Raw genomic sequence first — 22756 nt, forward strand, 5'->3', positions numbered from 1 at the left:
TAAACAAGGAAAATAGCACCGTTACGAATACTAACAGTGCTATTTGACGATTTTTAACAAATTTTAGCCGTTTTTAGCCCATTTAAATGTTCATTGGTTGAACTAAGGACATGCCTTAGTCAGACTTGGATAACCGCTGTAATTGCTCAATCAGCCAACGGTGTATACCACTGTGACTGGTACGTGGGTGCCATGCTGCTATTACCTTAAATGTGGGTGGCAGGGCTTCCACTTTAAGCTCTTTAACCCGACTGTTTGGCAATAAACGCGAAGGGTAAAATGCGATCATATCGGTTGTATAAAGGATATCTGGCACCGCAGAAAAGCTAGGAACGGACATAACGATGTTTCGTTTAAGACCTTTTTCTGCAAACCATTGGTCATGAGAACCACGCAAGTTAGCGCGTGAAGGTGACACCACCAACTGCGAGTGTGCAGCAATTTGCGCCAGTGACAGCGGCTCTGTTGTCAAACTATTATTGCAACCAGTAATGCAAAAATGTTGTTCTTCAAGCAGCGTCACATAAGCCAAGTTATCAGGAATAAATTCTGGGAAAGTAATCAGCAGATCAAGCTCGCCTGCCGCAATAAGCTGATTGATATTGTCTGAGGCAAAATCACGCACGATTAACTTCAAATCAGGCGCGTCGCGGCGCGTTATATGAAACAACTGCGGTAATAATGCCTGCGTCGCATAGTCGGTCGCGCTAATCGTAAATATGCCTTTATAAGTCTGCGGCGAAAACACATCTGGCTCTAACAGTGCTTCTAACTGCTCTAATATGCGACTAATGGGTTGCTGCATCGATAGCGCTTTGGGGGTTGCCACCATGCGATTGCCTTGACGAATAAACAAACGATCATCAAACAAATCACGCAGCTTACGTAACTGTTCGCTGATTGCCTGCTGTGTCAGCCCCATTTTGCGCGCGACTTGTGAGAGATTTTTTAGATCAAGCAACGCATGTAGCACTCTCAGCTGCTTGATATCGAGTCGGTTAATTCCATTCATAACATATACCATTAATAATTGTATCTTAAACAAGAAAATCCTGTTTCCAATTGTATCTATAAAACTCTATGCTTACCAACCTTACTTACGCAGTAATAAAGCATCAAAACAAGCTCAGTGGTTTAAACAATAACCCCATCTATTTGTTTTAAAAGAGAGTTTTATGGAACCATCTAATATCGATACCAGCCCGTTGTTTGCATCTGTCACACTCGGACCATATACGTTAAAAAACCGTATTATCATGCCACCGTTGACACGCTCTCGCAGCACGCAACCGGGCAATATTCCTAATGAATTAATGGCAAGCTACTATACACAGCGCGCCTCTGCAGGTTTTATGGTCACTGAAGGCACGCAAATTGAGCCGAGGGGTCAAGGTTATGCGTGGACGCCAGGCATACATTCGCATGCCCAAATCGAAGGCTGGAAAAAGGTCACTCAAGCGGTACACGCAGCAGGTGGTATCATTTTCGCTCAGCTTTGGCATGTTGGCCGCGTGTCTCATACCAGCTTACAACCACAAGGCGCTCAGCCAGTCGCACCATCAGCTATCACTGCTGACAATGTAAAAGTATTTATCGAAACAGCACCAGGTGCAGGCGCGTTAGCCGATCCTAGTGAGCCACGCGCACTCAGTACTGATGAAGTTAGTGAACTGGTCGCTATGTATGCGGCAGCCGCACGCAATGCATTGGAAGCAGGTTTTGATGGCGTCGAGCTGCATTGTGCTAATGGCTATTTGGTGAATCAGTTCATCTCTGAGCATAGCAACACACGTGATGACCAATATGGCGGTTCATTGACCAATCGCTTGCGTTTCTTAAAAGAAATCGTTGCTGCCGTCAGTGCAGTGGTTGGTGCTGATCGCTTAGGCGTACGTTTCGCACCGCTGTTTGCTAGCACAGATGAAACTCGCGTGTATTTAGGGCTAGTGGAATCAGATCCACATCATACGTATATTGAAGCGATTAAACTACTTGAACAAGCGGGTATCGCTTATTTATCTATTGCAGAAGCTGACTGGGACAATGCTCCTGATTTACCAGAGACGTTTTATCAAGCCGTCAGAGCTGAGTTTTCAGGACGCATTATCTATGCAGGTAAATACACGACGGAAAAATCGGTGCATATGCTAGCTAAAGGTTATGGCGATTTATTTGCTTTTGGTCGTCCTTTTATTGCTAATCCCGATTTACCTGAGCGCATCGCCAATCATTGGCCACTCAATGAGGCAGATCCTACCACGATGTATGGCGGCACCGAAATTGGCTATAATGATTATCCTTACTATCAAAACTCTTAATACAATAAGGCCATTCGTGGCCTTATTTTTTTGCTTATGAATAGGATATTTTTAATAGCTGATTCATATATATAGCCCTTATGATTCATCCGACTGATCAAATAACTTTTCGATAGGCTTGCTATGTATCTTTGAGCTATTGAACAGCGACTTATTACCAGTATCCGCTTCTGTCCAAAAATTAATATTGAATTGGGCATCATCACTTAATTCTACGCGGTGCCAATATTGAGGCGGACTGACCGCGAACTGCCCTGCTTTAATAACAATGGTTTTTTCAGGTTCAGTGGCGGCTTCATCGGCAAAGCCATAAAAGGTAACCGTGCCTTGCATGACACAAATTTGGCCGTATACGCCCTCTGCTGTATTGTGATGAGTCAACAAGGCTTTTGGGACTTTATCTTTAGTAAAAAAGTGGGTCGAACGCTTTATTTTCCAATGGCTGGGTATGACGGGGTTTGAGGCGACAGTATGACTCATGGTAACTCCTTGGCTAATTTGATGGGTGTATCCCAATCCTTTTTATTAACAGCTTACTTGAGAATAAAATTCTATTGATAAACGAGAAAAGCACGCACAGTAATGGTTATTACTATAGCGCATCATATTTTCAAATGTATTGCTATCCTCATATCATCTTAGTTAACCATCAATATATAGGATATTAAAGCCACTTTTTAATCCCCATTAAGTAGTATGTGAAATGACATTCATACTGCTTTCGCCTAATGGTTAGCGAGCTTACTTATTGCTACATTAACTCCATCTAAACTATCCAGTTCGACGGTGGAGAATACTTGTCATGCATGCAAAAGAGCTACTTGAGGTTGAACGCCGTGATATAAGAGCGCTTCACTATACGTGGATTGCTTTTTTTCTGACCTTTTATGTCTGGTTCAATATGGCACCACTAGCCACTTCTATGCTAGAGGCCGAAAGCTACTTAACTTCTGAACACATCAAATTATTTCTCATTGCCAACGTTGCTTTGACCATTCCAGGGCGAGTGGTGGTTGGAATGGCATTGGATCGCTTCGGTCCGCGTCGCGTGTTTTCCATACTGATGGTCGTCATGGCGATACCGACATGGTTCTTCGCGTTTGGTGATTCCGCGATGCAGCTGTTCGTCGCTCGCCTATTTATGTCTATCGTGGGCGCAGGGTTCGTCGTTGGCATTCACATGACTGCCCTTTGGTTTAAGCCAAAAGACATTGGCTTTGCCGAAGGATTTTATGCCGGCTGGGGTAATTTTGGTTCAGCTGCCGCAGCGATTACCATTCCCACGGTTGCGCTACAGTTCTTTGGTGGTGATGACGGTTGGCGCTGGGCAATTGCATTATCTGGCTTACTGATGGCCGCTTACGGGGTGGCCTATTGGTTTTTAATCACCGATGGTCCTACACAAGATACCCATAAAAAAGCACGTAAGGCGGGTGCTTTAGAGGTATCGAGTTGGAGAGATTTATTATTATACTGCCTATTTATTATTCCTTTATATGGCGTATTGGGTGTATTGGTTTATCGCACTAAAAACATGGGATTCCTGAGCGAAACAGGTGCTTGGGGGTTTTATACTCTCATCGCAGTGGTGGTTATTTATCAAATTTATAAAGCCATCAGTGTCAACGTACCCATGCTCAAAGCGGGTATCCCTGAGGATGACAAATACCCCTTTACCTCTGTTGCCGCCCTAAATGTCACCTACTTTGCTAACTTTGGCGCAGAGCTGGCGGTCGTCTCTATGCTACCGATGTTCTTTGCCGCAACGTGGAAGCTCGATCCTACCGTCGCAGGGTTAGTTGCATCGACCTTTGCTTTTGTTAACTTATGGGCGCGACCACTTGGCGGCTATATCTCTGACAAGGTTGGCAATCGTCGCTTGGTGATGTTGGTATACATGTTCGGTATCGGTATCGGCTTTGGATTGATGGGATTGCTGAATGCAGAGTGGCCATTGTTTATCGCGGTCGTCTTTACGATTCTATGCTCAGTCTTTGTGCAAGGGGCAGAAGGCGCAACTTTTGGTATTATCCCCTCAATTAAGCGGCGCTTAACGGGTCAAATTTCTGGTATGGCGGGGGCTTATGGCAACGTGGGCGCTGTGTTCTATCTATTTATATTTACCTTGGTCGAACCAAATCAGTTCTTTTTTATCATTGCGATAGGTGCATTTATCGCTTGGGTACTTTGTTTCTTCTGGTTAAAAGAGCCTGAAGATGCCTTTGGTGACGAATACAAAATGTCCTCGGTCGATCGTCAAATTGCCGCTGAAGAAGGCTAATTTGATTAGCTTATAAAATAAAAAAGCCACCCAGCATCACTGCTCGGTGGCTTTTTTTGACTGATATAGAGAGCTATCCAGACATGTAACAGGGGTTATTGAGATGACCTATGATTTTTTATAAAATTAGCACTTTCAAAAAGTAGCGATTTCAAAAAACAACCACTTCGATAAATAACCATTTTGACAAACGACTACTTTGATAAATGATTCACAGTCCATACTGCTGCCTCCACCCGTGTGCGTAGTCCAGTTTTGTTCAAAATATGCTTAACATGCACCTTTACTGTGGATTCTGCGATATCCAGTTTGTTGGCGATCATTTTATTACTTAAGCCTTCCGCAATCATTTGAATCACTTGCAACTCTCTAGTGGTGAGATTGCCAGCGATATCTTCAATACTTGGTGTACGTAATGTTTGCGCCAAGATTGAGGCCAAATTGGGACTGATAACCAGCTCACCGCGCAACACTTTTCTAATATCGACGATGATTAACTCAGGCTCCATATCTTTTAGCAAATAACCATCCACCCCTAATTTCAACGCTTCTTGCACGTCTTCTCCGCTGTCAGAAACTGTAAATAGCAAGGTAGCCACGTCAATATTTCTGGCCTTGATTTCTCTTAAGGTTTCGATACCAGTCAACACTGGCATTTTATGATCTAGAATGACCAGATCGACCGGATTGTTTGCCAAAAAATCCAACGCTTCTTGTCCGTTATTCGCCTCACCAACGACGGTGACATCACTTTCGAGACTGAGCAGTTCTGCGACACCGCGGCGCAGCATAGGATGATCATCGACCAATAATAGACGAGCAGGAGAAGCAGACGTATAAACTTTAGTAGTCATAAAATACTCACAAATTGAAAAATGCTACAAAAAATACAATGCAGTGGTTAAGAGCGTTTACTAAGCCTATTCACTTAGTTTTGCTCAGCCATATAATCCGTAAAGAAACTGGGTACAAACCTGACGATGACGCTGGTACCTGCGGGTACATTATTAGAGATAATCAAATCACCGCCTAATTTATAGGCACGCTCTTTCATAATCATTAGACCATGATGCTGGGTCTGATTGACAGTCCCTGATATGCCGATGCCGTCATCATTGACCATCATCGCTACATAATTACTTTCATCATCATAAACCAAATCGATAGTGACGCTGTTAGCGTGGGCATGGCGACTGATATTCGACAGCGCCTCCCTTATAATTTGAATGAGATGCACTTGTTCGGTTGCCGTTAGATTCAAAGATAGGATTTGATTGTTGACCTTTATGTCAAACTGCCCTTTTACAGCAAACTCATCAGCCGCCTCATACAAAGCTTCATCAAAATTGCCGCTATCAATCGTCAAGCGAAAAGTCGTCAATAAGTCTCGCAGCTCATGATAAGCAGAGTTCAGACCCATTTTTATTTGACTGATATGCTGCCCAACCTTGATTTGACTTTTCTCATCAAACACCACCAGCCCACTGTCTTTATCAGCAGACAGTTGCAGATGTTTTTCGAGCACGCTGACTTGTATTTTTAGATAAGACAATGACTGTGCTAAAGAGTCATGCAACTCCCTAGCAATGGTCGAGCGCTCTTCAAGTAGAATAAGCTGATGGTCTTGCTGCCTTTGTCTGCGTAGCGATAAGGCGGTGCTGACGAGATTGGTCAGCACAACGATCAACTCATTGTTTTTAGCAATTAAATAACTACTATCTACCTCTACTACTTTGATGCGTGTTGAATCTTCCTCGCTTTTTTTATTATCTTCTGCATAAGCTTTATTGGTCATTAAGACAGATTTCGGTCTGACCTTTAGCTCACCAAACTCTATATCTTGATGAATGATCGGAAACGTTTTGGTATAAACGTCTTCTTTAATAGAGCAGCTTTCACAAGTGAGTTTGGTACATAGCTCCTTCATCCTATCATCGTGCAGGGCTATAGAGTTTTTATTGGTGAGAATATTGCTTTGGATACACAGCGTAAAATCTAAATATGGGAATATACACCCAAAGCCAGTAATCAATTCATCAAGCCGATGTAAGCTCACAGGACTACTGGTCAATTGCTTTGAAAAATCATAAAACAATGATAAGGCTTGGTTGGCTTTTACCAGATGCTGAGTCTTTGTCTGTACCTCACTCTCAAGTGAGCGCTGATACCTCTCAATGGTACTGGCCATACCGTTAAAAGAATTGCCAAGCGCTTCAAATTCTCTATAACCGCTGATAGACACTCTCGTATCATATTTGCCTTCTTTAAACGCCCGATTGGCTTTAATGAGTTGTTGAATAGGCGTTAGCACTGAGTTCTGTAATCTCCGTACGCCTATCAGCATAATAATCATGCTCAGTATCAGTGAGAGTATTTGTAGGTTTTGCTGCCATGTCTGACGCTGCTCATTTCTATCCTGTAACGCGCCAACAAAACGATTAACATCGTCAATATACTTGGTTGAATTACTATAAAAGCCTTGCTTGTCTTGTGCCAACAATGCTGGTTTTAAATCACGAAACCATTGTGATTTTATCTGGCTCCATTGCTCACTGATGACCTTATCTCTGTTGGCACTGGTCAATTGATACGCTTGTAATTTGTTGAGACGACTCTCCATGTCTTCAACCAGTATGTCTATTTTTTCAGACTCACTTTTATTGGAGAAATCCAGTCTGTCTTGCTTTTCTACCTGCGACGCATTGTCACTATCTAAGCCATCTTGTTTGATATTTAGACTTGAGCTAAAGGGATGGTTATCCGCAAAATCAGTCGCTAACTGAAAGCTAATGCGATACGTTGCCATGCGTATCGAGCCTGCGGTATTAATCGCCTCAGCATCAGACTTTGCGACCCAAGCGAGCGCACCGCTGCCTATCGCTGACATCAAAAACAAAGTAGCAATGATCGTAATAGCAATCCAAGTATGAAGGAACAAAGACTGCCGTCGTAGATTAGACATGATTAATAGCGCTCCCATCAAACACTTCCTGCACAAAGGATTTGAGATCTTAAAATTGAACGTCGCAAAAGCAAAAAATACACAGCATAAAAAATACTACAGCGCACTTATCAGTCCATCGACAAGCAAAACTTTAGTGATAAACCTGCCCGCAATATACCCCTTTTAGTCATCAGTATACCACTATGTATGAATACTACTCACCGTGATAACACAGTACCGTGAGTTATCATTTTTTGAAAGAGCAAGTGATTCATAGCGCTCATAAGCCATTACGGCGGCTCTTTGTTATCAACATTAACAGGAGTAAGCGCTACGGTTTACTGTAAGTTTAGACAGCCATTTGATGATAAAAAACACTGAACATAACTAGGCATAGCTGATACTAAGTGAGGAATAACATGGGCAATAATTACAACTTCAAAGGTGGTAAGCTCATCACTGACTGGCGACCTGAAGTAGAAGAATTTTGGGAAGGAGGCGGCAAAAAAGTCGCGCGTAGAAATTTATGGATATCCATTCCATCGTTGCTATTGGCATTTGCAGTATGGATGGTATGGAGTGCCGTCATCGTCCGTCTGCCAGAGATTGGTTTTGATTTTGATGATGGGCAGTTGTTTTGGCTCGCCGCGCTGCCCGGACTATCAGGGGCAACGCTGCGAATTTTTTACTCTTTTATGGTGCCTATCTTTGGTGGGCGACGTTGGACAGCGATATCTACCTTATCCCTGTTAATTCCAGCATTATGGATGGGCTTTGCGGTTCAGAATCCTGATACGCCATTTATGATATTTGCCATTATTGCCCTACTTTGTGGCTTCGGTGGTGGTAACTTTGCCTCCTCCATGTCCAATATCTCGTTCTTCTTTCCAAAAGCAGAACAGGGCACTGCTCTTGGGCTAAACGCGGGTTTGGGTAATCTTGGCGTGTCGGTCATGCAGTTCGTTGTACCGATGATTATATTGGTAGCAGCCTTTGGTAGCTTAGGCGGCGACCCGCAAGTCTCTGCAAGCGGTCAGCTGTTCTATCTACAAAATGCAGGCTTTATTTGGGTACCCTTTATTCTGCTATTTTCAGCACTGGCATGGTTTGGCATGAACGATATTGCCACTGCTAAAGCTTCCTTTAAAGACCAATCGGTTATCTTTAAACGCAAACATAACTGGATCATGTGTATCCTATATATGGCGACCTTTGGCTCGTTCATTGGTTTTTCAGCCGCGTTTCCGATGCTGATTAAAAACTCATTTCCTGCCATTGATGCGCTTAAGTTTGCCTTCTTGGGTCCTTTAGTTGGTGCGCTATTTCGCCCTTTAGGTGGTTGGATATCTGACAAAACCAGTGGCGCAAAAGTGACTTTTTGGAACTATATCGTGATGGTGTTGGCGGTAGTGGCGGTGATGTATTTCCTCCCTAGCGAGACTCATGAGGGCAGCTTTGTCGGATACTTTATCTCCTTTATGGTGCTGTTTATTACCACGGGTATCGGTAACGGCTCTACCTTTACCATGATTCCCGTTATCTTCAGAACCTTTCATGAACGCCTTGAACCTCAAAAAGCAGGTACAGAGGACTTGTTTGTCGAGATACGTAAAGAATCAGCAGCAGTGGTTGGCTTTACCTCAGCGATAGCAGCCTATGGCGCATTCTTTGTCCCAAAAATGTTTGGTTCAGGATTGGGTGTTGATGGTACTTTTATCGCTTTAATTGTCTTTTATGTTCTCTGTATAGTGTTGACATGGTGGTATTACAGTCGCCCTAATGCTGAGATTCCTTGCTAAAGCAGCCTTGTATAAATCATCCGCTAAAAACAGATTTTTAAATTAAAAACATCGCTCTTTATAGTGCTACTTGCCAGCGTAAGTAGCACTTTTTTTATTTTTACCAATCCATATTCTGCTTATAAATAAGCCCAACTCATAAATACTTAACGATTTTTTAAGCAAATTTTATCATTTACCGCTACTACTAAGGTGGTAGTGCTCTGCTCATGTTAGCGGATAGCAAGAGAGCAATGGCTTACTTAAAATAATACCATCGAAAAATATTTACAGCTTGGGCAATGGGTTGTTTTTACCACGCCATTCAGCTTTAGATACCCCATAGGCAATAATACAGAGGATAGCGAAATGAGCCATTTACTCGACCAATTCCGTTTTTTTAAACGTAAAAAGGGCGAATTCTCCGATGGGCATGGTGAGACGCGCGATGAGTCTCGTGACTGGGAAAATGTGTATCGTAGCCGTTGGCAGTATGACAAAGTCGTGCGTTCAACGCATGGGGTCAACTGTACCGGCTCTTGCTCATGGAAAATCTACGTAAAAAACGGCTTGGTCACGTGGGAGACTCAGCAAACTGACTATCCTGAAACCCGTCCAGACTTACCGAACCACGAACCGCGTGGCTGTCCTCGTGGCGCAAGTTATAGCTGGTACATGTATTCAGCGAACCGTGTGAAATATCCTAAAGTACGTAAGCCGCTTCTCAAATTATGGCGTGAAGCCAAAGCGCAGTATCCTGATCCAGTCGATGCTTGGGGCAGCATTGTCCAAGACCCTATCAAAGCAGAACAGTATAAATCCAAGCGCGGTTTGGGCGGTTTTATTCGCTCAACGTGGGCGGAAGTTAATGAAATCATCGCCGCTAGTAATGTCTATACCGCCAAAACTTTCGGTCCTGATCGTATCGTCGGTTTCTCTCCGATTCCTGCGATGTCGATGGTCAGTTATGCCGCTGGGAGTCGCTATTTATCACTTATCGGCGGTGTTTGCTTGTCCTTCTATGACTGGTATTGTGACCTGCCACCAGCGTCGCCAATGGTTTGGGGCGAGCAGACTGACGTGCCAGAATCAGCCGATTGGTACAACTCTGACTATATTATTGCCTGGGGTTCAAACGTTCCGCAAACGCGTACACCAGACGCGCATTTCTTTACCGAAGTTCGTTATAAAGGCACTAAGACCGTTTCTATCACCCCTGATTATGCTGAGGTTTCTAAGTTAACTGACTTATGGCTAAATCCAAAACAGGGTACTGACGCGGCTGTTGCGCAAGCATTCTGTCATGTCATTATCAAAGAATTTTATCTTAAGCAGCCAAGTGACTATTTCTTAGATTACGCCAAACGCTATACCGATTTACCAGTCCTTGTGATGCTAGAAGGTGAAGAAGGCGCACGCCGTGCTGGTCGCTATCTACGCGCTTCTGACTTAATCGATAATTTAGGTCAAGAAAACAATCCTGAATGGAAAACCATCGGTCTAAATAGTGATGGTGAACTGGTCTCCCCACTCGGCTCGATTGGCTATCGTTGGGGCGAAAAAGGCAAATGGAACCTTGAGCAAAAAAACGGCACGACAGGCGCAGAGATTGACCTAACATTGACTTTAAAAGACAGTAATGAGACTTGCAAAGTCGGCTTTGATTACTTTGGTCATGTGGATCATCCACATTTCACTTCGGTACCGGGCGAAGCGATACAGCAAAAAACCGTTCCTTGTAAAACCATTACCCTTGCCGATGGCAGCACCGCTATCGTTGCGACCGTCTTTGATCTAACCGTTGCCAACCTTGGGGTGGATAATGGTGTTGGTGGCGAGCATGTCACCGATGACTATAACGATGCCACCGTACCGGGCACGCCTGCTTGGCAAGAAGTCATCACCGGTCTAAGCCGTGAGCGCGTCATTCAAGTCGCGCGTGAATTCGCTGAAAACGCCCATAAGACTCATGGTAAATCGATGATTATCATCGGCGCGGGTATGAACCACTGGTATCACCTAGACATGAACTATCGCGGCGTGATTAACATGCTGATGCTGTGCGGCTGTATCGGCAAATCTGGCGGCGGCTGGGCACATTATGTTGGTCAAGAAAAACTGCGTCCTCAAACGGGCTGGTTGCCATTGGCCTTTGCGCTTGATTGGCATCGTCCGCCGCGTCATATGAACGGCACGAGCTTCTTCTACAATCACAGCTCACAGTGGCGTCACGAAACCATTTCTGCCCATGAGATACTCTCGCCTCTCGTCGATAAAAAGTTCTTCCCTGAGCATATGCTTGATTACAACATTCAAGCAGAACGCGCAGGCTGGTTGCCTTCAGCGCCGCAATTAAACCGTAACCCACTGACCATCGCTGCTAAAGCCAAGGAAAGCGGCAAAGGCGTGGAAGAGTATGTGGTCGATTCTCTCGAAGATGGCAGCTTACGCTTTGCTTGTGAATCACCTGATAACCCAGCCAACTTCCCTCGCAACATGTTTATCTGGCGCTCAAACCTATTGGGCTCATCAGGTAAAGGTCATGAATATATGCTGCATTATTTCTTGGGCACCAAAAACGGCTTGCTCAATAAAGAAAACGCCGAGGGTCACCTGCAACCAAAAGAAGTCGATTGGGTAGAAAAAGGACCGACTGGTAAATTAGACTTGGTTGTCACGTTAGACTTCCGCATGTCTTCTACCTGTTTGTATTCTGACATCGTGCTACCGACTGCAACTTGGTACGAAAAAGATGACATGAATACCTCAGACATGCATCCATTCATTCACCCATTAACCGCCGCGACTGACCCTGCGTGGGAATCTAAGACCGATTGGGAAATTTATAAAGGCATTGCCAAGAGCTTCTCTGAAGTCTCAAAAGGTCATTTAGGTGTTGAAACTGACGTTGTCACCTTGCCGATGCAACATGACACCCCAGGTGAATTGGCACAGCCATTTGGTGGCACTGACTGGAAAACGGCTGGCGAAAAACCTGTACCGGGTAAAAACTGCCCAATGATTAAAGTGGTTGAGCGTGACTATCCGAGCACTTATAAAAAGTTCACTTCTATGGGTCCTGCCTTAGAAAAACTGGGCAATGGCTCAAAAGGCTTGAATTGGGATATGAAAACCGAGGTCAAACAGCTGGGGGATTTAAACCACCGCGTGACTGAAACGGGTATCTCTGAAGGCAGACCACGTCTCGATACAGCCATTAATGCTTCTGAGATGATTTTGATGCTCGCGCCTGAGACCAATGGTCATGTCGCCGTAAAAGGATGGAGCGCGCTCTCTGAATTTACTGGTCGCGACCATACTCATCTTGCCAAATCTAGCGAGCACGAAAAAATCCGCTTTAAAGATATCGTCGCACAGCCGCGAAAAATCATCTCAAGCCCGACATGGTCAGGCATTGAGTCGGATCAGGTCAGTTATAACGCTGGTTATACCAACGTCCATGAGCTGATTCCATGGCGTACGATTACTGGTCGCCAGCAGTTTTATCAAGACCATCCTTGGATGCAGGCGTTTGGTGAGCAAATGCAGCAGTATCGTCCACCTATCGACACCAAGACCACTGAGCTGCTCAAAGACGCTAAACCAAATGGTAATAAAGAGATTGTACTGAACTTCTTAACACCGCACCAAAAATGGGGCATCCACAGTACCTACTCTGAAAACTTGCTGATGCTGACCTTAAGTCGCGGCGGACCTTGTGTCTGGATGTCGGAAGTCGATGCGCAAAAAGCTGGTATCGTCGATAACGACTGGATTGAGCTGTTCAATGCTAATGGAGCAATCACTGCCCGTGCCATCGTCAGTCAAAGGGTGAAAGAAGGCATGACCATGATGTATCACGCCCAAGAAAAACTGGTCAACATTCCAGGCTCTGAGCAAACAGGCACGCGTGGCGGTATCCATAATTCGGTCACTCGGACGATTTTGAAACCGACGCATATGATTGGTAGCTATGCCCAGCAGTCTTATGGCTTTAACTATTATGGCACCGTCGGTTGTAACCGTGATGAATTTGTCGTGATTCGTAAAATGTCAAAAATCGACTGGCTAGAAGATAAGCCAGATAACGAATTGCCACGTCCATTACCAACCAGCATTGAAGGGTAAAGCTGTTTCTTCTATCGAAAAGATATCCTGATTTCAGGATATCTAGGAAGAACATAAAGCTGCTTTTTTACTATTATTTGGAGCACAGATCCATGAAAATTCGTTCGCAAGTCGGCATGGTGCTTAACCTTGATAAATGTATCGGTTGTCACACCTGCTCAGTCACCTGTAAAAACGTCTGGACCAGCCGTGAAGGTATGGAATATGCGTGGTTTAACAACGTTGAATCAAAACCCGGTATCGGCTATCCCAAAGAGTGGGAGAACCAAACCAAATGGAAAGGCGGTTGGATACGCAATGCCAATGGCACCATCAATCCGCGTATCGGCGGTAAATTTAGAGTATTGGCAAATATCTTTGCTAACCCTGACCTGCCAGAGATTGATGACTATTACGAGCCGTTTGATTTCGATTATCAACATTTACATACTGCGCCCATTAGTAATCATCAACCTATCGCCCGCCCGCGCTCAGCCATCACTGGCAAGCGTATGCAAAAAATTGAATGGGGTCCTAACTGGGAAGAAATTCTCGGCTCAGAGTTTGAAAAACGTCGCAAAGATAAGAACTTTGACAACATTCAAGCGGAGATTTATGGCGAGTACGAAAACACCTTTATGATGTATTTGCCACGTCTGTGCGAGCATTGCTTGAATCCAACTTGCGTCGCATCATGCCCAAGTGGCGCGATTTATAAGCGTGAAGAAGACGGCATTGTCTTAATTGACCAAGAAAAATGTCGCGGCTGGCGCATGTGTATCTCAGGCTGCCCGTATAAAAAGATTTACTACAACTGGAAGTCGGGGAAATCTGAAAAATGCATCTTCTGTTATCCACGTATCGAAGCTGGCTTACCGACCGTTTGTTCAGAAACCTGTGTTGGTCGTATCCGCTACTTGGGCGTACTGCTTTATGACGCGGACAAAATCGCTGAAGCAGCAAGCACCCCTAACGAGCAAGACCTTTATCAAGCACAGTTAGACGTATTTTTAGATCCAAACGACCCTGCTGTTATCGCCCAAGCATTAAAAGACGGTGTACCGCAATCGGTCATTGATTCAGCCCAGCGCTCACCAGTTTATAAACTAGCGATGGATTGGAAACTTGCGCTACCGCTACATCCTGAATACCGCACGCTGCCGATGGTTTGGTATGTACCGCCATTATCACCGATTCAAAATGCTGCTGAAGCAGGCAAAGTTGGTATGGATGGTTTGATTCCAGATGTCGACAGTTTACGCATTCCTTTGCGCTATTTAGCAAATATGCTTACCGCAGGCGATGAAGAGCCAGTTCGTCTAGCATTGAAACGCCTACTTGCTATGCGTAGCTACAAGCGTATGCAATTGGTTGAAAAACAAGAAGTCCAAAGTATCTTGGATGATGTGGGTTTGACCAAGCTGCAAGTGGAAGAGATGTACCGCTACTTGGCTATCGCCAACTACGAAGATCGCTTTGTAATTCCAACGGCGCATCGTGAAGAAGCATTGAGTGATGCATTCGCTGAGCGTAATGGTTGCGGATTCACCTTTGGCGAAGGCTGTTCAGGACATTCGGACAATAGCATGTTTGGACAACGCAAAACCAATCGCCGCGATTTCATCGATACTGTCCAAAAGTGGGAGTCATAAGATGCAAACTACTCAACTTAATAACAGCACTTCAGTGCATGAGCCAATTACCCAACCAACCATCGGCAACTCGGATTTGAAGCTACTCAAGGTACTCAGCCTACTTATTGATTATCCAAGTAATGAGCTGTTTCTCGGCGATACGCTTGCCGATTGCACCGAAATTGTCGCCAAATCAACGCTGATTAGCCCAGAAGTACGCACGCAAATCATCGACTTGATCGAAGATTTAATCGATACCGGCTCTCTTGAGGCGCAAGCGCGTTATGACGGTCTGTTTGAGCGCGGGCGTTCTTTATCACTATGGTTGTTTGAGCATGTACATGGCGAGTCGCGCGACCGTGGTCAAGCGATGGTCGATTTGATGGGTCAATATCAGGAAGCTGGCTTTGAGATTAGCGTCAAAGAGCTGCCTGATTATCTGCCTTTGTATCTTGAATTTTTAGCGTATCAAGCAACCATTATCGAAGACGACATTCAAATTCGTATGGATATCGCTGATGTTAGCCATATCCTCGCTTTGCTTGCCGCCAGATTAGAGGGTCGCGGTAGCTTGTATAAAGGCTGCTTTAATGCGCTATTGCAAATCGCTGGTAAACCGCTCGATATCGTTGAAGAGTACCAAGAAAAAATCAGCAAAGAAAAGCGTGATGACAGCTTTGAAGCATTAGATAAAGAATGGGAAGAAGAAGTGGTGACGTTTTTGGATGCGCAACAAGAAGAGCGCTGCCCGTCACAAACGAGTACACAAAATCTTGCAGCAAAAGCTGGTATAAAAAATGTCTCTGCTACAAATGCGGTCGATGCTCCAGTGCACTGGGTAGATTTTAAAACCAACCAACCGGTTAAATCATAATAAGGAGAAAGGACATGAATATCGCAGATCCTAGTGTGCAGTCTTTAGCCAACCTAAACTGGCTACAAATTTTCCTTTTTGGCGTTTATCCGTATGTGGCATTGACCATCGCTATTATTGGTACTTGGGTACGTTTTGATTTATCTCAGTATTCATGGAAGACGGGCTCGACGCAGATGCTCAGAAGCAAAAACATGCGCCTTGCCAGCAACTTATTCCACGTTGGCATTATCGTGGTCTTGCTGGGTCATTTATTTGGTATGTTGACACCGCATTTTCTTTATGACAGATTTATTAGCGCTGGGCATAAACAGATTTTAGCAGTGGTCGTTGGGGGTATCGCAGGGGTGTTTTGTTGGTTTGGCTTAGTCATGCTCATGTGGCGACGCTTTACCGATGACCGTATCTCAAACACCTCATCGTTCTCAGACAAGCTGGTACTGGTGCTGTTATTTATCCAGCTGAACTTAGGTCTACTGTCCATCTTTACGTCAGTGAAACATTTAGATGGCTATACCATGATGAATTTGGCAGGCTGGGCACAGGACATCACAATCTTAAGACCTTTGCAGGCAGCGGCGCGCATTGAGCAAACTGACTTAATTTATCAGCTGCATATGGCGCTCGGCATCACCCTGATTGCGATATTTCCGTTTACACGGCTTATTCATATCATTAGCGCGCCAATTTGGTATTTCGGGCGTCGCTATCAAATTGTCAGACAAAAGAACTCTCAGTAAGGCTATATAGCAGTATCTAAATGGAACGGCGTTTTTAACCCTATCCTCACCTAGATACTGCTCTTTACCCTACCTTTAACGATGAATCAACACGCCCTATATTTTAGAATTTCTATTACCAGAACCCTTAGTGGAGCAAAGCCATGACTGTCAGTACCTACAATCCAGCCGACCATGCGACCAACCAAAACGCTCATGTGCATAGTGGTAATCATCACAGCCATGGTAATGATAATCACAGTCACAGTCATGCCGATCACACCCCTACTGGTCGCGGTGATGATATTCTTAGAGTAATGCCAACCTTGTCTGATTTGCAAAAACCGCATTCTGACCAAGAGTTCATCGAAAAAGCAATGGCAGAAGAGCGCAGCAACCATAAAAATCTGATTGCCTCTAGCCGTGATGAGCTGCCTTCTGTGACGGTCAATGGGGTGATGATAGATAGAACCAATATCGCCCAAGAGCTGCAATATCATCCAGCAGAAAACAAAGAAGACGCCGTCTTTTTAGCGACGCAAGCGCTGGTTGTGCGCGAATTATTGAGATTGGCAGTTTTAGATGAGCCAAGTCTTGGTGAAGCGGCATGGGAAAACGACGAAGAGCAAGCCATTTCTACTTTAATAGACAAAAACGTTCAAGCAACGATGCCAGATATGGCAACCTGTGAGCGCTATTATAAGCAGAATATGACTGACTTTAAGACTGATCCCATCATGACTGTACGCCATATTTTATTGGCATGCCCGCCTGAAGATGGTGATGAGCGCTTAAAACTTAAAAAAACCGCGTATGAGTTTATCGAACAAATCAAAAATAACACCAATCCTGATGCAGAGTTTATCCAGTTAGCACGCCAGCATTCTGCTTGCCCTTCAAAAGAGCAAGGTGGCGAACTGGGTGTGATTAGCAAAGGTCAAACCGTACCAGAATTTGAAGGTGTATTATTTAAGCTCGATAAAGGGCTTGCCCCCAGCCCTATCGAAAGCCGTTACGGTTTTCATATCGTTGAGGTGCTCAATAAAGAACCTGGGATACAGATGACTTATGAGCAAGTCAGCCCTGCGATCCATAACAAATTGAGCCAACAAGCCTTTCACCAATCATTATGCGATTACTTGTTTACCTTAGCGCATGAGGCTGATATCCAAGGTATCGAGATGACGCTTGAGCAAGAGAATATATTCCGCGGCTAAGCAGTCCGCTGTCGGTCACTTAATTCTTATGTTATAAAGTAGCTGCTATGGTATAAAGGTTCTTGTGATACAACACCCCTTTTATGCTATGTGTCGTTCAATACCAATAACACAGTTCAATATTAATAAAATGAGTAGACGTTTATGATTACGGTTGCAGGACTTATCTCTGAAATACAGCAGCGCATAGAAACTTATAATACTAACGACTATCCGCTACACAAAAGAGTGGTCGAAAGCTACGACTTATTAGACAGCCGTCATCATATATTGGCGGAAGATATTGTCTCGCCTTTTGCAATACCAAGACAAAATCTATCAGCGATGGATGGTTATGCGATCGCTAAAGACAGTCTACTCTCAGCAGACAGCACGATTGATATCGTAGGTGAATCACAAGCGGGCAGTCCTTATAGTGGCGACATTTCAGCAGGACAAGGGATGCGTATCTTTACCGGTGCGGTCGTTCCTGATAGCTGTGATACGGTCATCATGCAAGAAAACACCAACTTTGCCGCCATAAAAGGCAGCATTGATAAATCGCAGCTTTATGCTATTACCCTCAGTCAAGACGCTAAGTATGATGACAATATCCGTAAACAAGGCGAAGAAATTGAAGCTGGTGAAGCGGTTTTGTTAAAGGGTAAACGCCTAAATCCTGCTGATATTAGCTTATTGGCTAATTTGGGCTTTGGTCAAGTGACGGTATATCAGCCTTTAATCGTTGGTGTACTCGCAACAGGTGATGAACTGGTTGCAATTGGCAATGAGCTGACCAGTTTGGCGCAAATCTATAACTCGAACACGCCTACCCTAAAAAGCTTACTCGCTGATTTGCCCATCACTATTCGTGATTATGGCATTATCCCAGATGATTTAGATAGAACCACCACCGCCATAACCCAAGCCATGCAAGAGTGCGACGTCCTTATCTCCACGGCTGGGGTATCGGTTGGCGACTATGATTTTTTAACCACCGTCATTGAACAGCTTGGGCAGATTAACCACTATAAAGTGGCGATGAAACCCGGTAAGCCATTTGTCTTTGGCGAGCTAACTAAAGATCTTGCCAAACCCGTGCTATATTTTGGCTTGCCCGGCAATCCCTTATCGACCATCGTTGGTAGCCTACAATTTGTGATCCCAGCCTTGTGGCAAATGGCAGGCGCTGCGCCACAAGAGCGACCTACGCAGTTAAGTCTCACTGCAACGCTTAAAAATGATATCAAAAAATCAGCGGGACGGATGGATTTTCAAAGAGGCATATTGTCCCAAAACGAACTTGGCGATTTCCAAGTTGAAAGCTTTACCAAGCAACAATCGCACCGTATCAAACAACTAAGCCATGCCAATTGCTTTATTGTACTAGCACAAGATTCTGGCAATGTAGCCGCTGGTGAAACCGTAAAAGTGCAACCTTTCCCTTGGTTACATTGCTAAATAATCGCTAAACAACAGCTAAATAATTGAGTCATTAATAACGGTATAGCTAAAAAGCTGCATGGCGAATCAATGGTATAAAGCGTTACACAGTTAATAACTCTTTATACTGTTGATTAGCCATGAATCATGAGAAACTGCTTGGGGCGTATGTTGATTTTAAGAATCATAACTAAGTAGCATCTACTACTTTAGTGGTAGTTTTTGGGTCACTTACGGTGAATGGTTATTTGCTAGCAAGCTGTCATAATCGTGTTTAAATAGAACTTCCCACTCACAACCTGAGGCAACGCCTAAAAGTACACACTATACTTAATATTAATGGTAATCATCTATGAACCATCTTGCCCCTACCCTAGGTAATGCGCAATTGTATTCGCCTGCCGCTGCACCCGTTATTTTTGACGGTGACTCATCATCGAACGTTGCATCGAAAGCTGCGGGCACGTCGACGTATTTTCCGGTCACGCTCTCTCAACCATTAACCGATGGTTTCGCACGACGTCTCACCTATTTGCGTCTATCGATTACTGATTTCTGTAATTTTCGCTGTGAATATTGCCTGCCAGATGGCTATCAAGGCAAACCACCACAAAACGAACTTAGCGTTACTGAAATTGCCACGTTAATCTGCGGATTTGCCCAAGTTGGCACTAAAAAAGTCAGGATTACGGGCGGTGAACCCTCTATACGCCGTGATGTGGTAGATATTATTAAAACCATCAAAAATACCGAAGGCATTGAAACGGTTGCCATGACCAGTAATGGGTATAAGCTTGGTAAGCACTTAGCTAACTGGCAAGCCGCTGGGCTGAATCAGCTTAATATCAGTATGGACAGCTTTGATGCTGCCACCTTCCATAAAATGACTGGCTTTGATATGTTGCCGCAGCTCTTGGCTGATATGGATACTTTGCTTGCGACCACAGATATTAAGCTAAAAATAAACAGTATTTTAATGGCTGAAACCGCCTTTGAAAATCTAATGAATGCCATCGAATACATCAAAAACAGAGCGGTCACTTATCGCTTTATTGAATTTATGCAGACCAGTGATAATAGCGATTTATTTTTTGCGCAGCATGCACAGTCCGATATTATTACCAATTACTTATTAAAAAATGGCTGGCAAACTCATATACGCGGTAGCAACGATGGACCAGCGATAGAATACAGCCATCCAGATTATAAAGGTCGTATTGGTATGATTGCCCCTTATGCCGCTCATTTTTGTGATAGCTGCAATCGTTTGCGGGTTAGTAGTCAAGGCAAGGTTCATTTGTGCTTATTTGACCAAGGTAATTACGATATTCGTCAGCATCTAGCACACGATGATGTCACAGGACTCGTTAATACCCTCCATAGCTTTATGCCAATCAAACCTGAACATCATCATCTTCACGAATCAAACAGCGGCATGATGAATAATTTGTCGATGATTGGTGGATAAAATCAATAATGTATCAATAATAAAAACTTTTATTCCCATAACAAGCGTATTTATTAAGGATTATTCATGAGTAAGCTGCAAGCACCCTTTACCCCGCTTAATATCGCCATCTTAACGGTTTCTGACAGTCGTACTCTTGCAGAGGATACCTCAGGGCAGTATTTAGTTGACCAGCTGACCACAGCAGGACACCAACTTGCCGATCGTCAGCTGATTATTGATGATATTTATAAAATCAGAGCCGTCATCAGCGGTTGGATTGCCGACCCAAATGTGCACGCTATTATCACCACTGGCGGTACTGGCTTTTATATTCGCGACAGTATGCCAGAGGCGGTTGGCGTATTGTTTGATAAATCGGTTGATGGTTTTGGTGAAATGTTCCGCTTAATCTCAAAAGACGATATCGGCATGTCTACCATCCAATCTCGCGCTGTGGCTGGCATGGCAAATGGCACGGGCATTTTTTGCTTACCCGGCTCATCAGGCGCTTGCCGCACTGCTTGGGAAGGTATCTTACAAGAGCAGCTCGATAGTCGCACACGCCCCTGTAATTTTGTGCCGCACTTTATGCGCACCAATCCAGGTCACGATTAATTCATGGTTGAAGTGGCGGATAGCTTAATCCAAGCAGATGAACTCAGTTATTTAGCAGGTATCGTGATTTTGGCGGGCGGCGCGTCCAAACGTATGGGATCGCCAAAAGCTGAGTTGATACTCCCGACAGGTGAGCGTTTAGTTGATTATCATGTTAGACAAGCGCTTAAATTGAGTGCTGCATTGACAAGTAACTTACCTATTATGATTGCGGATAATGGGCGTGGATTTAGTATCAATCCAGATTTGCTTAAGAATTCGCCATCGCCAGTCTTTCATATTACTGATTATCTATCTGCTAACAGTCTTTCTAACAAGATTCTGTCAAGCAATGATGATAAGCCGATTGCAACAGGCGGCGCGTTGGTAGCGATTGAAGCAGCGCTGCAATCATTAAAGAGTTTGGTAAGTTCAAACCAATTAATGACAGACAAAAGCCCACATATATCTTGGTTAATGGTTATCAGCTGTGACAGCTTAATTCCTGTCAATGATTTATGGCAAAAACTGCAACCTTATATGACGCAAAATCCTGATAAAGCTGTCATTTGCCTAACCGATGAACATCACCTATACCCCTTGTTAGGTTTATATCGTTTAAGTATTGAGCCTAATTTGAAGCATTATATTGACGATGGACAGCGGCAAGTGATGAAGTTTATTAAGCCGCTTGTGCAGCCCATCCCTTTTGCAAAAAACTGGCAGTATTTGACCAATTTTAATACGCCTAAAGATTTTGAGCATGCTTGTTTAGCTTTGAACAACTTATAAAAAGGTTTATTGAGAGAAACTAGCTTTCAGAAAAACTGACCATTTAAGAGAAATAAAGAATGAATAGCGACAGTCAAAAAAACAGTAATCCACCAAGCAACCAATCCGGCTTATCCCATCTAGATAGCGACGGTGATATCACCATGGTCGATGTGAGTGGCAAAACGGCTAGCACCAGAGAAGCTTGTGCATTTGGACAAGTGGTTTTTCCCGCGGACATTTATACGCAAATCAAAGCCGCTGACGGCATGACAAAAAAAGGCAGCATCACTCAGACTGCTCATATTGCCGGTATCATGGCAGCCAAACGCACCCACGACTTGATTCCACTTTGCCATCCTCTGCCCTTAGATAAAATCAGCTTAAGCTTTGCATACGATGATGCAAACCATAGCATTACTGTGACTGCCACGGTTAAAGTTACTCATAAAACTGGGGTAGAAATGGAAGCATTAACCGCCGTCAGTGTCGCTTGCTTGACCATTTATGACATGACCAAAGCCATCTCGCATGACATTGTGATTGATAATATTCATTTAATGAAAAAAACGGGCGGTAAGTCCGACTATCAACATGCGTAAATTGGCTTTATGCATATCATCTACAAAAAGCTTAGTAATGAATAA

At 44.1% G+C, this 22756-nt stretch carries 17 protein-coding genes; 13 read left to right on the forward strand and 4 right to left on the reverse strand.

All coding sequences use genetic code 11. The annotated features are described in order from the left end of the window. Nucleotides 1-115: 115 nt before the first annotated feature. Nucleotides 116-1012: a LysR family transcriptional regulator gene (locus C8D84_RS00830; protein WP_109589326.1), complete on the reverse strand. Its 897-nt coding sequence runs from the start codon at nt 1010-1012 to the stop codon at nt 116-118. Nucleotides 1013-1190: 178 nt separating this feature from the next. On the opposite strand from C8D84_RS00830, the gene C8D84_RS00835 reads away from it, so the two are divergent. After that, entirely contained in the window at nt 1191-2318 is a 1128-nt protein-coding gene (locus tag C8D84_RS00835; protein ID WP_228244412.1) for an alkene reductase, read from the forward strand. A gap of 78 nt (nt 2319-2396) precedes the next feature. Here C8D84_RS00835 and C8D84_RS00840 read toward each other — a convergent pair whose 3' ends face one another. Next, nucleotides 2397-2798 carry a DUF1971 domain-containing protein gene (locus tag C8D84_RS00840; protein ID WP_055125082.1) on the reverse strand — a complete coding sequence of 134 codons (402 nt, stop codon included), beginning with the start codon at nt 2796-2798 and terminating at the stop codon, nt 2397-2399. 322 nt (nt 2799-3120) lie between these two features. Between C8D84_RS00840 and C8D84_RS00845 the strand changes: the two genes are divergently transcribed. Further along, nucleotides 3121-4599, forward strand: a complete 1479-nt coding sequence (locus tag C8D84_RS00845) for an MFS transporter (RefSeq protein WP_045455078.1) — start codon at nt 3121-3123, stop codon at nt 4597-4599. A gap of 194 nt (nt 4600-4793) precedes the next feature. Here the strand turns inward: C8D84_RS00845 and narL are convergent, their stop codons facing one another. Beyond that, nucleotides 4794-5453: a two-component system response regulator NarL gene (gene narL, locus C8D84_RS00850; protein WP_045447151.1), complete on the reverse strand. Its 660-nt coding sequence runs from the start codon at nt 5451-5453 to the stop codon at nt 4794-4796. A gap of 74 nt (nt 5454-5527) precedes the next feature. Next, nucleotides 5528-7561, reverse strand: coding sequence for a histidine kinase (locus C8D84_RS00855; protein WP_228244391.1), 2034 nt, complete (start codon nt 7559-7561; stop codon nt 5528-5530). A gap of 401 nt (nt 7562-7962) precedes the next feature. On the opposite strand from C8D84_RS00855, the gene C8D84_RS00860 reads away from it, so the two are divergent. The 11 genes from C8D84_RS00860 to moaC all read left to right on the forward strand — a co-directional run bounded on the left by C8D84_RS00860 (nt 7963) and on the right by moaC (nt 22711). Next, nucleotides 7963-9342 (forward strand): NarK family nitrate/nitrite MFS transporter, encoded by a 1380-nt coding sequence (locus C8D84_RS00860; protein WP_055125085.1) that lies wholly within the window; start codon nt 7963-7965, stop codon nt 9340-9342. 348 nt (nt 9343-9690) lie between these two features. Beyond that, entirely contained in the window at nt 9691-13449 is a 3759-nt protein-coding gene (locus C8D84_RS00865; protein WP_109589332.1) for a nitrate reductase subunit alpha, read from the forward strand. Nucleotides 13450-13541: 92 nt separating this feature from the next. After that, a complete protein-coding gene (narH, locus tag C8D84_RS00870) occupies nt 13542-15080 on the forward strand; it encodes a nitrate reductase subunit beta (protein ID WP_055125087.1) in 1539 nt (512 codons plus the stop codon). 1 nt (nt 15081) lies between these two features. After that, nucleotides 15082-15936, forward strand: a complete 855-nt coding sequence (gene narJ, locus C8D84_RS00875; RefSeq protein ID WP_109589334.1) for a nitrate reductase molybdenum cofactor assembly chaperone — start codon at nt 15082-15084, stop codon at nt 15934-15936. Between the two features lie 14 nt (nt 15937-15950). Next, nucleotides 15951-16676, forward strand: a complete 726-nt coding sequence (narI, locus tag C8D84_RS00880) for a respiratory nitrate reductase subunit gamma (protein ID WP_045447153.1) — start codon at nt 15951-15953, stop codon at nt 16674-16676. A 296-nt stretch (nt 16677-16972) separates the two neighbouring features. Further along, complete coding sequence (locus tag C8D84_RS00885; RefSeq protein ID WP_407691865.1) at nt 16973-17872, forward strand: peptidylprolyl isomerase; 900 nt, start codon at nt 16973-16975, stop codon at nt 17870-17872. Nucleotides 17873-18016: 144 nt separating this feature from the next. Then, entirely contained in the window at nt 18017-19312 is a 1296-nt protein-coding gene (locus tag C8D84_RS00890) for a molybdopterin molybdotransferase MoeA (protein WP_109589338.1), read from the forward strand. A gap of 334 nt (nt 19313-19646) precedes the next feature. Beyond that, nucleotides 19647-20762, forward strand: a complete 1116-nt coding sequence (moaA, locus tag C8D84_RS00895; protein WP_109589340.1) for a GTP 3',8-cyclase MoaA — start codon at nt 19647-19649, stop codon at nt 20760-20762. Between the two features lie 66 nt (nt 20763-20828). Beyond that, nucleotides 20829-21359, forward strand: a complete 531-nt coding sequence (moaB, locus tag C8D84_RS00900; protein WP_060491600.1) for a molybdenum cofactor biosynthesis protein B — start codon at nt 20829-20831, stop codon at nt 21357-21359. A gap of 3 nt (nt 21360-21362) precedes the next feature. Next, nucleotides 21363-22130, forward strand: coding sequence for a molybdenum cofactor guanylyltransferase (gene mobA, locus C8D84_RS00905; RefSeq protein WP_109589342.1), 768 nt, complete (start codon nt 21363-21365; stop codon nt 22128-22130). A 59-nt stretch (nt 22131-22189) separates the two neighbouring features. Beyond that, complete coding sequence (gene moaC, locus C8D84_RS00910) at nt 22190-22711, forward strand: cyclic pyranopterin monophosphate synthase MoaC (protein ID WP_109589344.1); 522 nt, start codon at nt 22190-22192, stop codon at nt 22709-22711. Nucleotides 22712-22756 lie beyond the last annotated feature (45 nt).

It is taken from the genome of Psychrobacter immobilis, from assembly GCF_003148585.1.
Classification (GTDB): Bacteria; Pseudomonadota; Gammaproteobacteria; order Pseudomonadales; family Moraxellaceae; genus Psychrobacter; species Psychrobacter immobilis.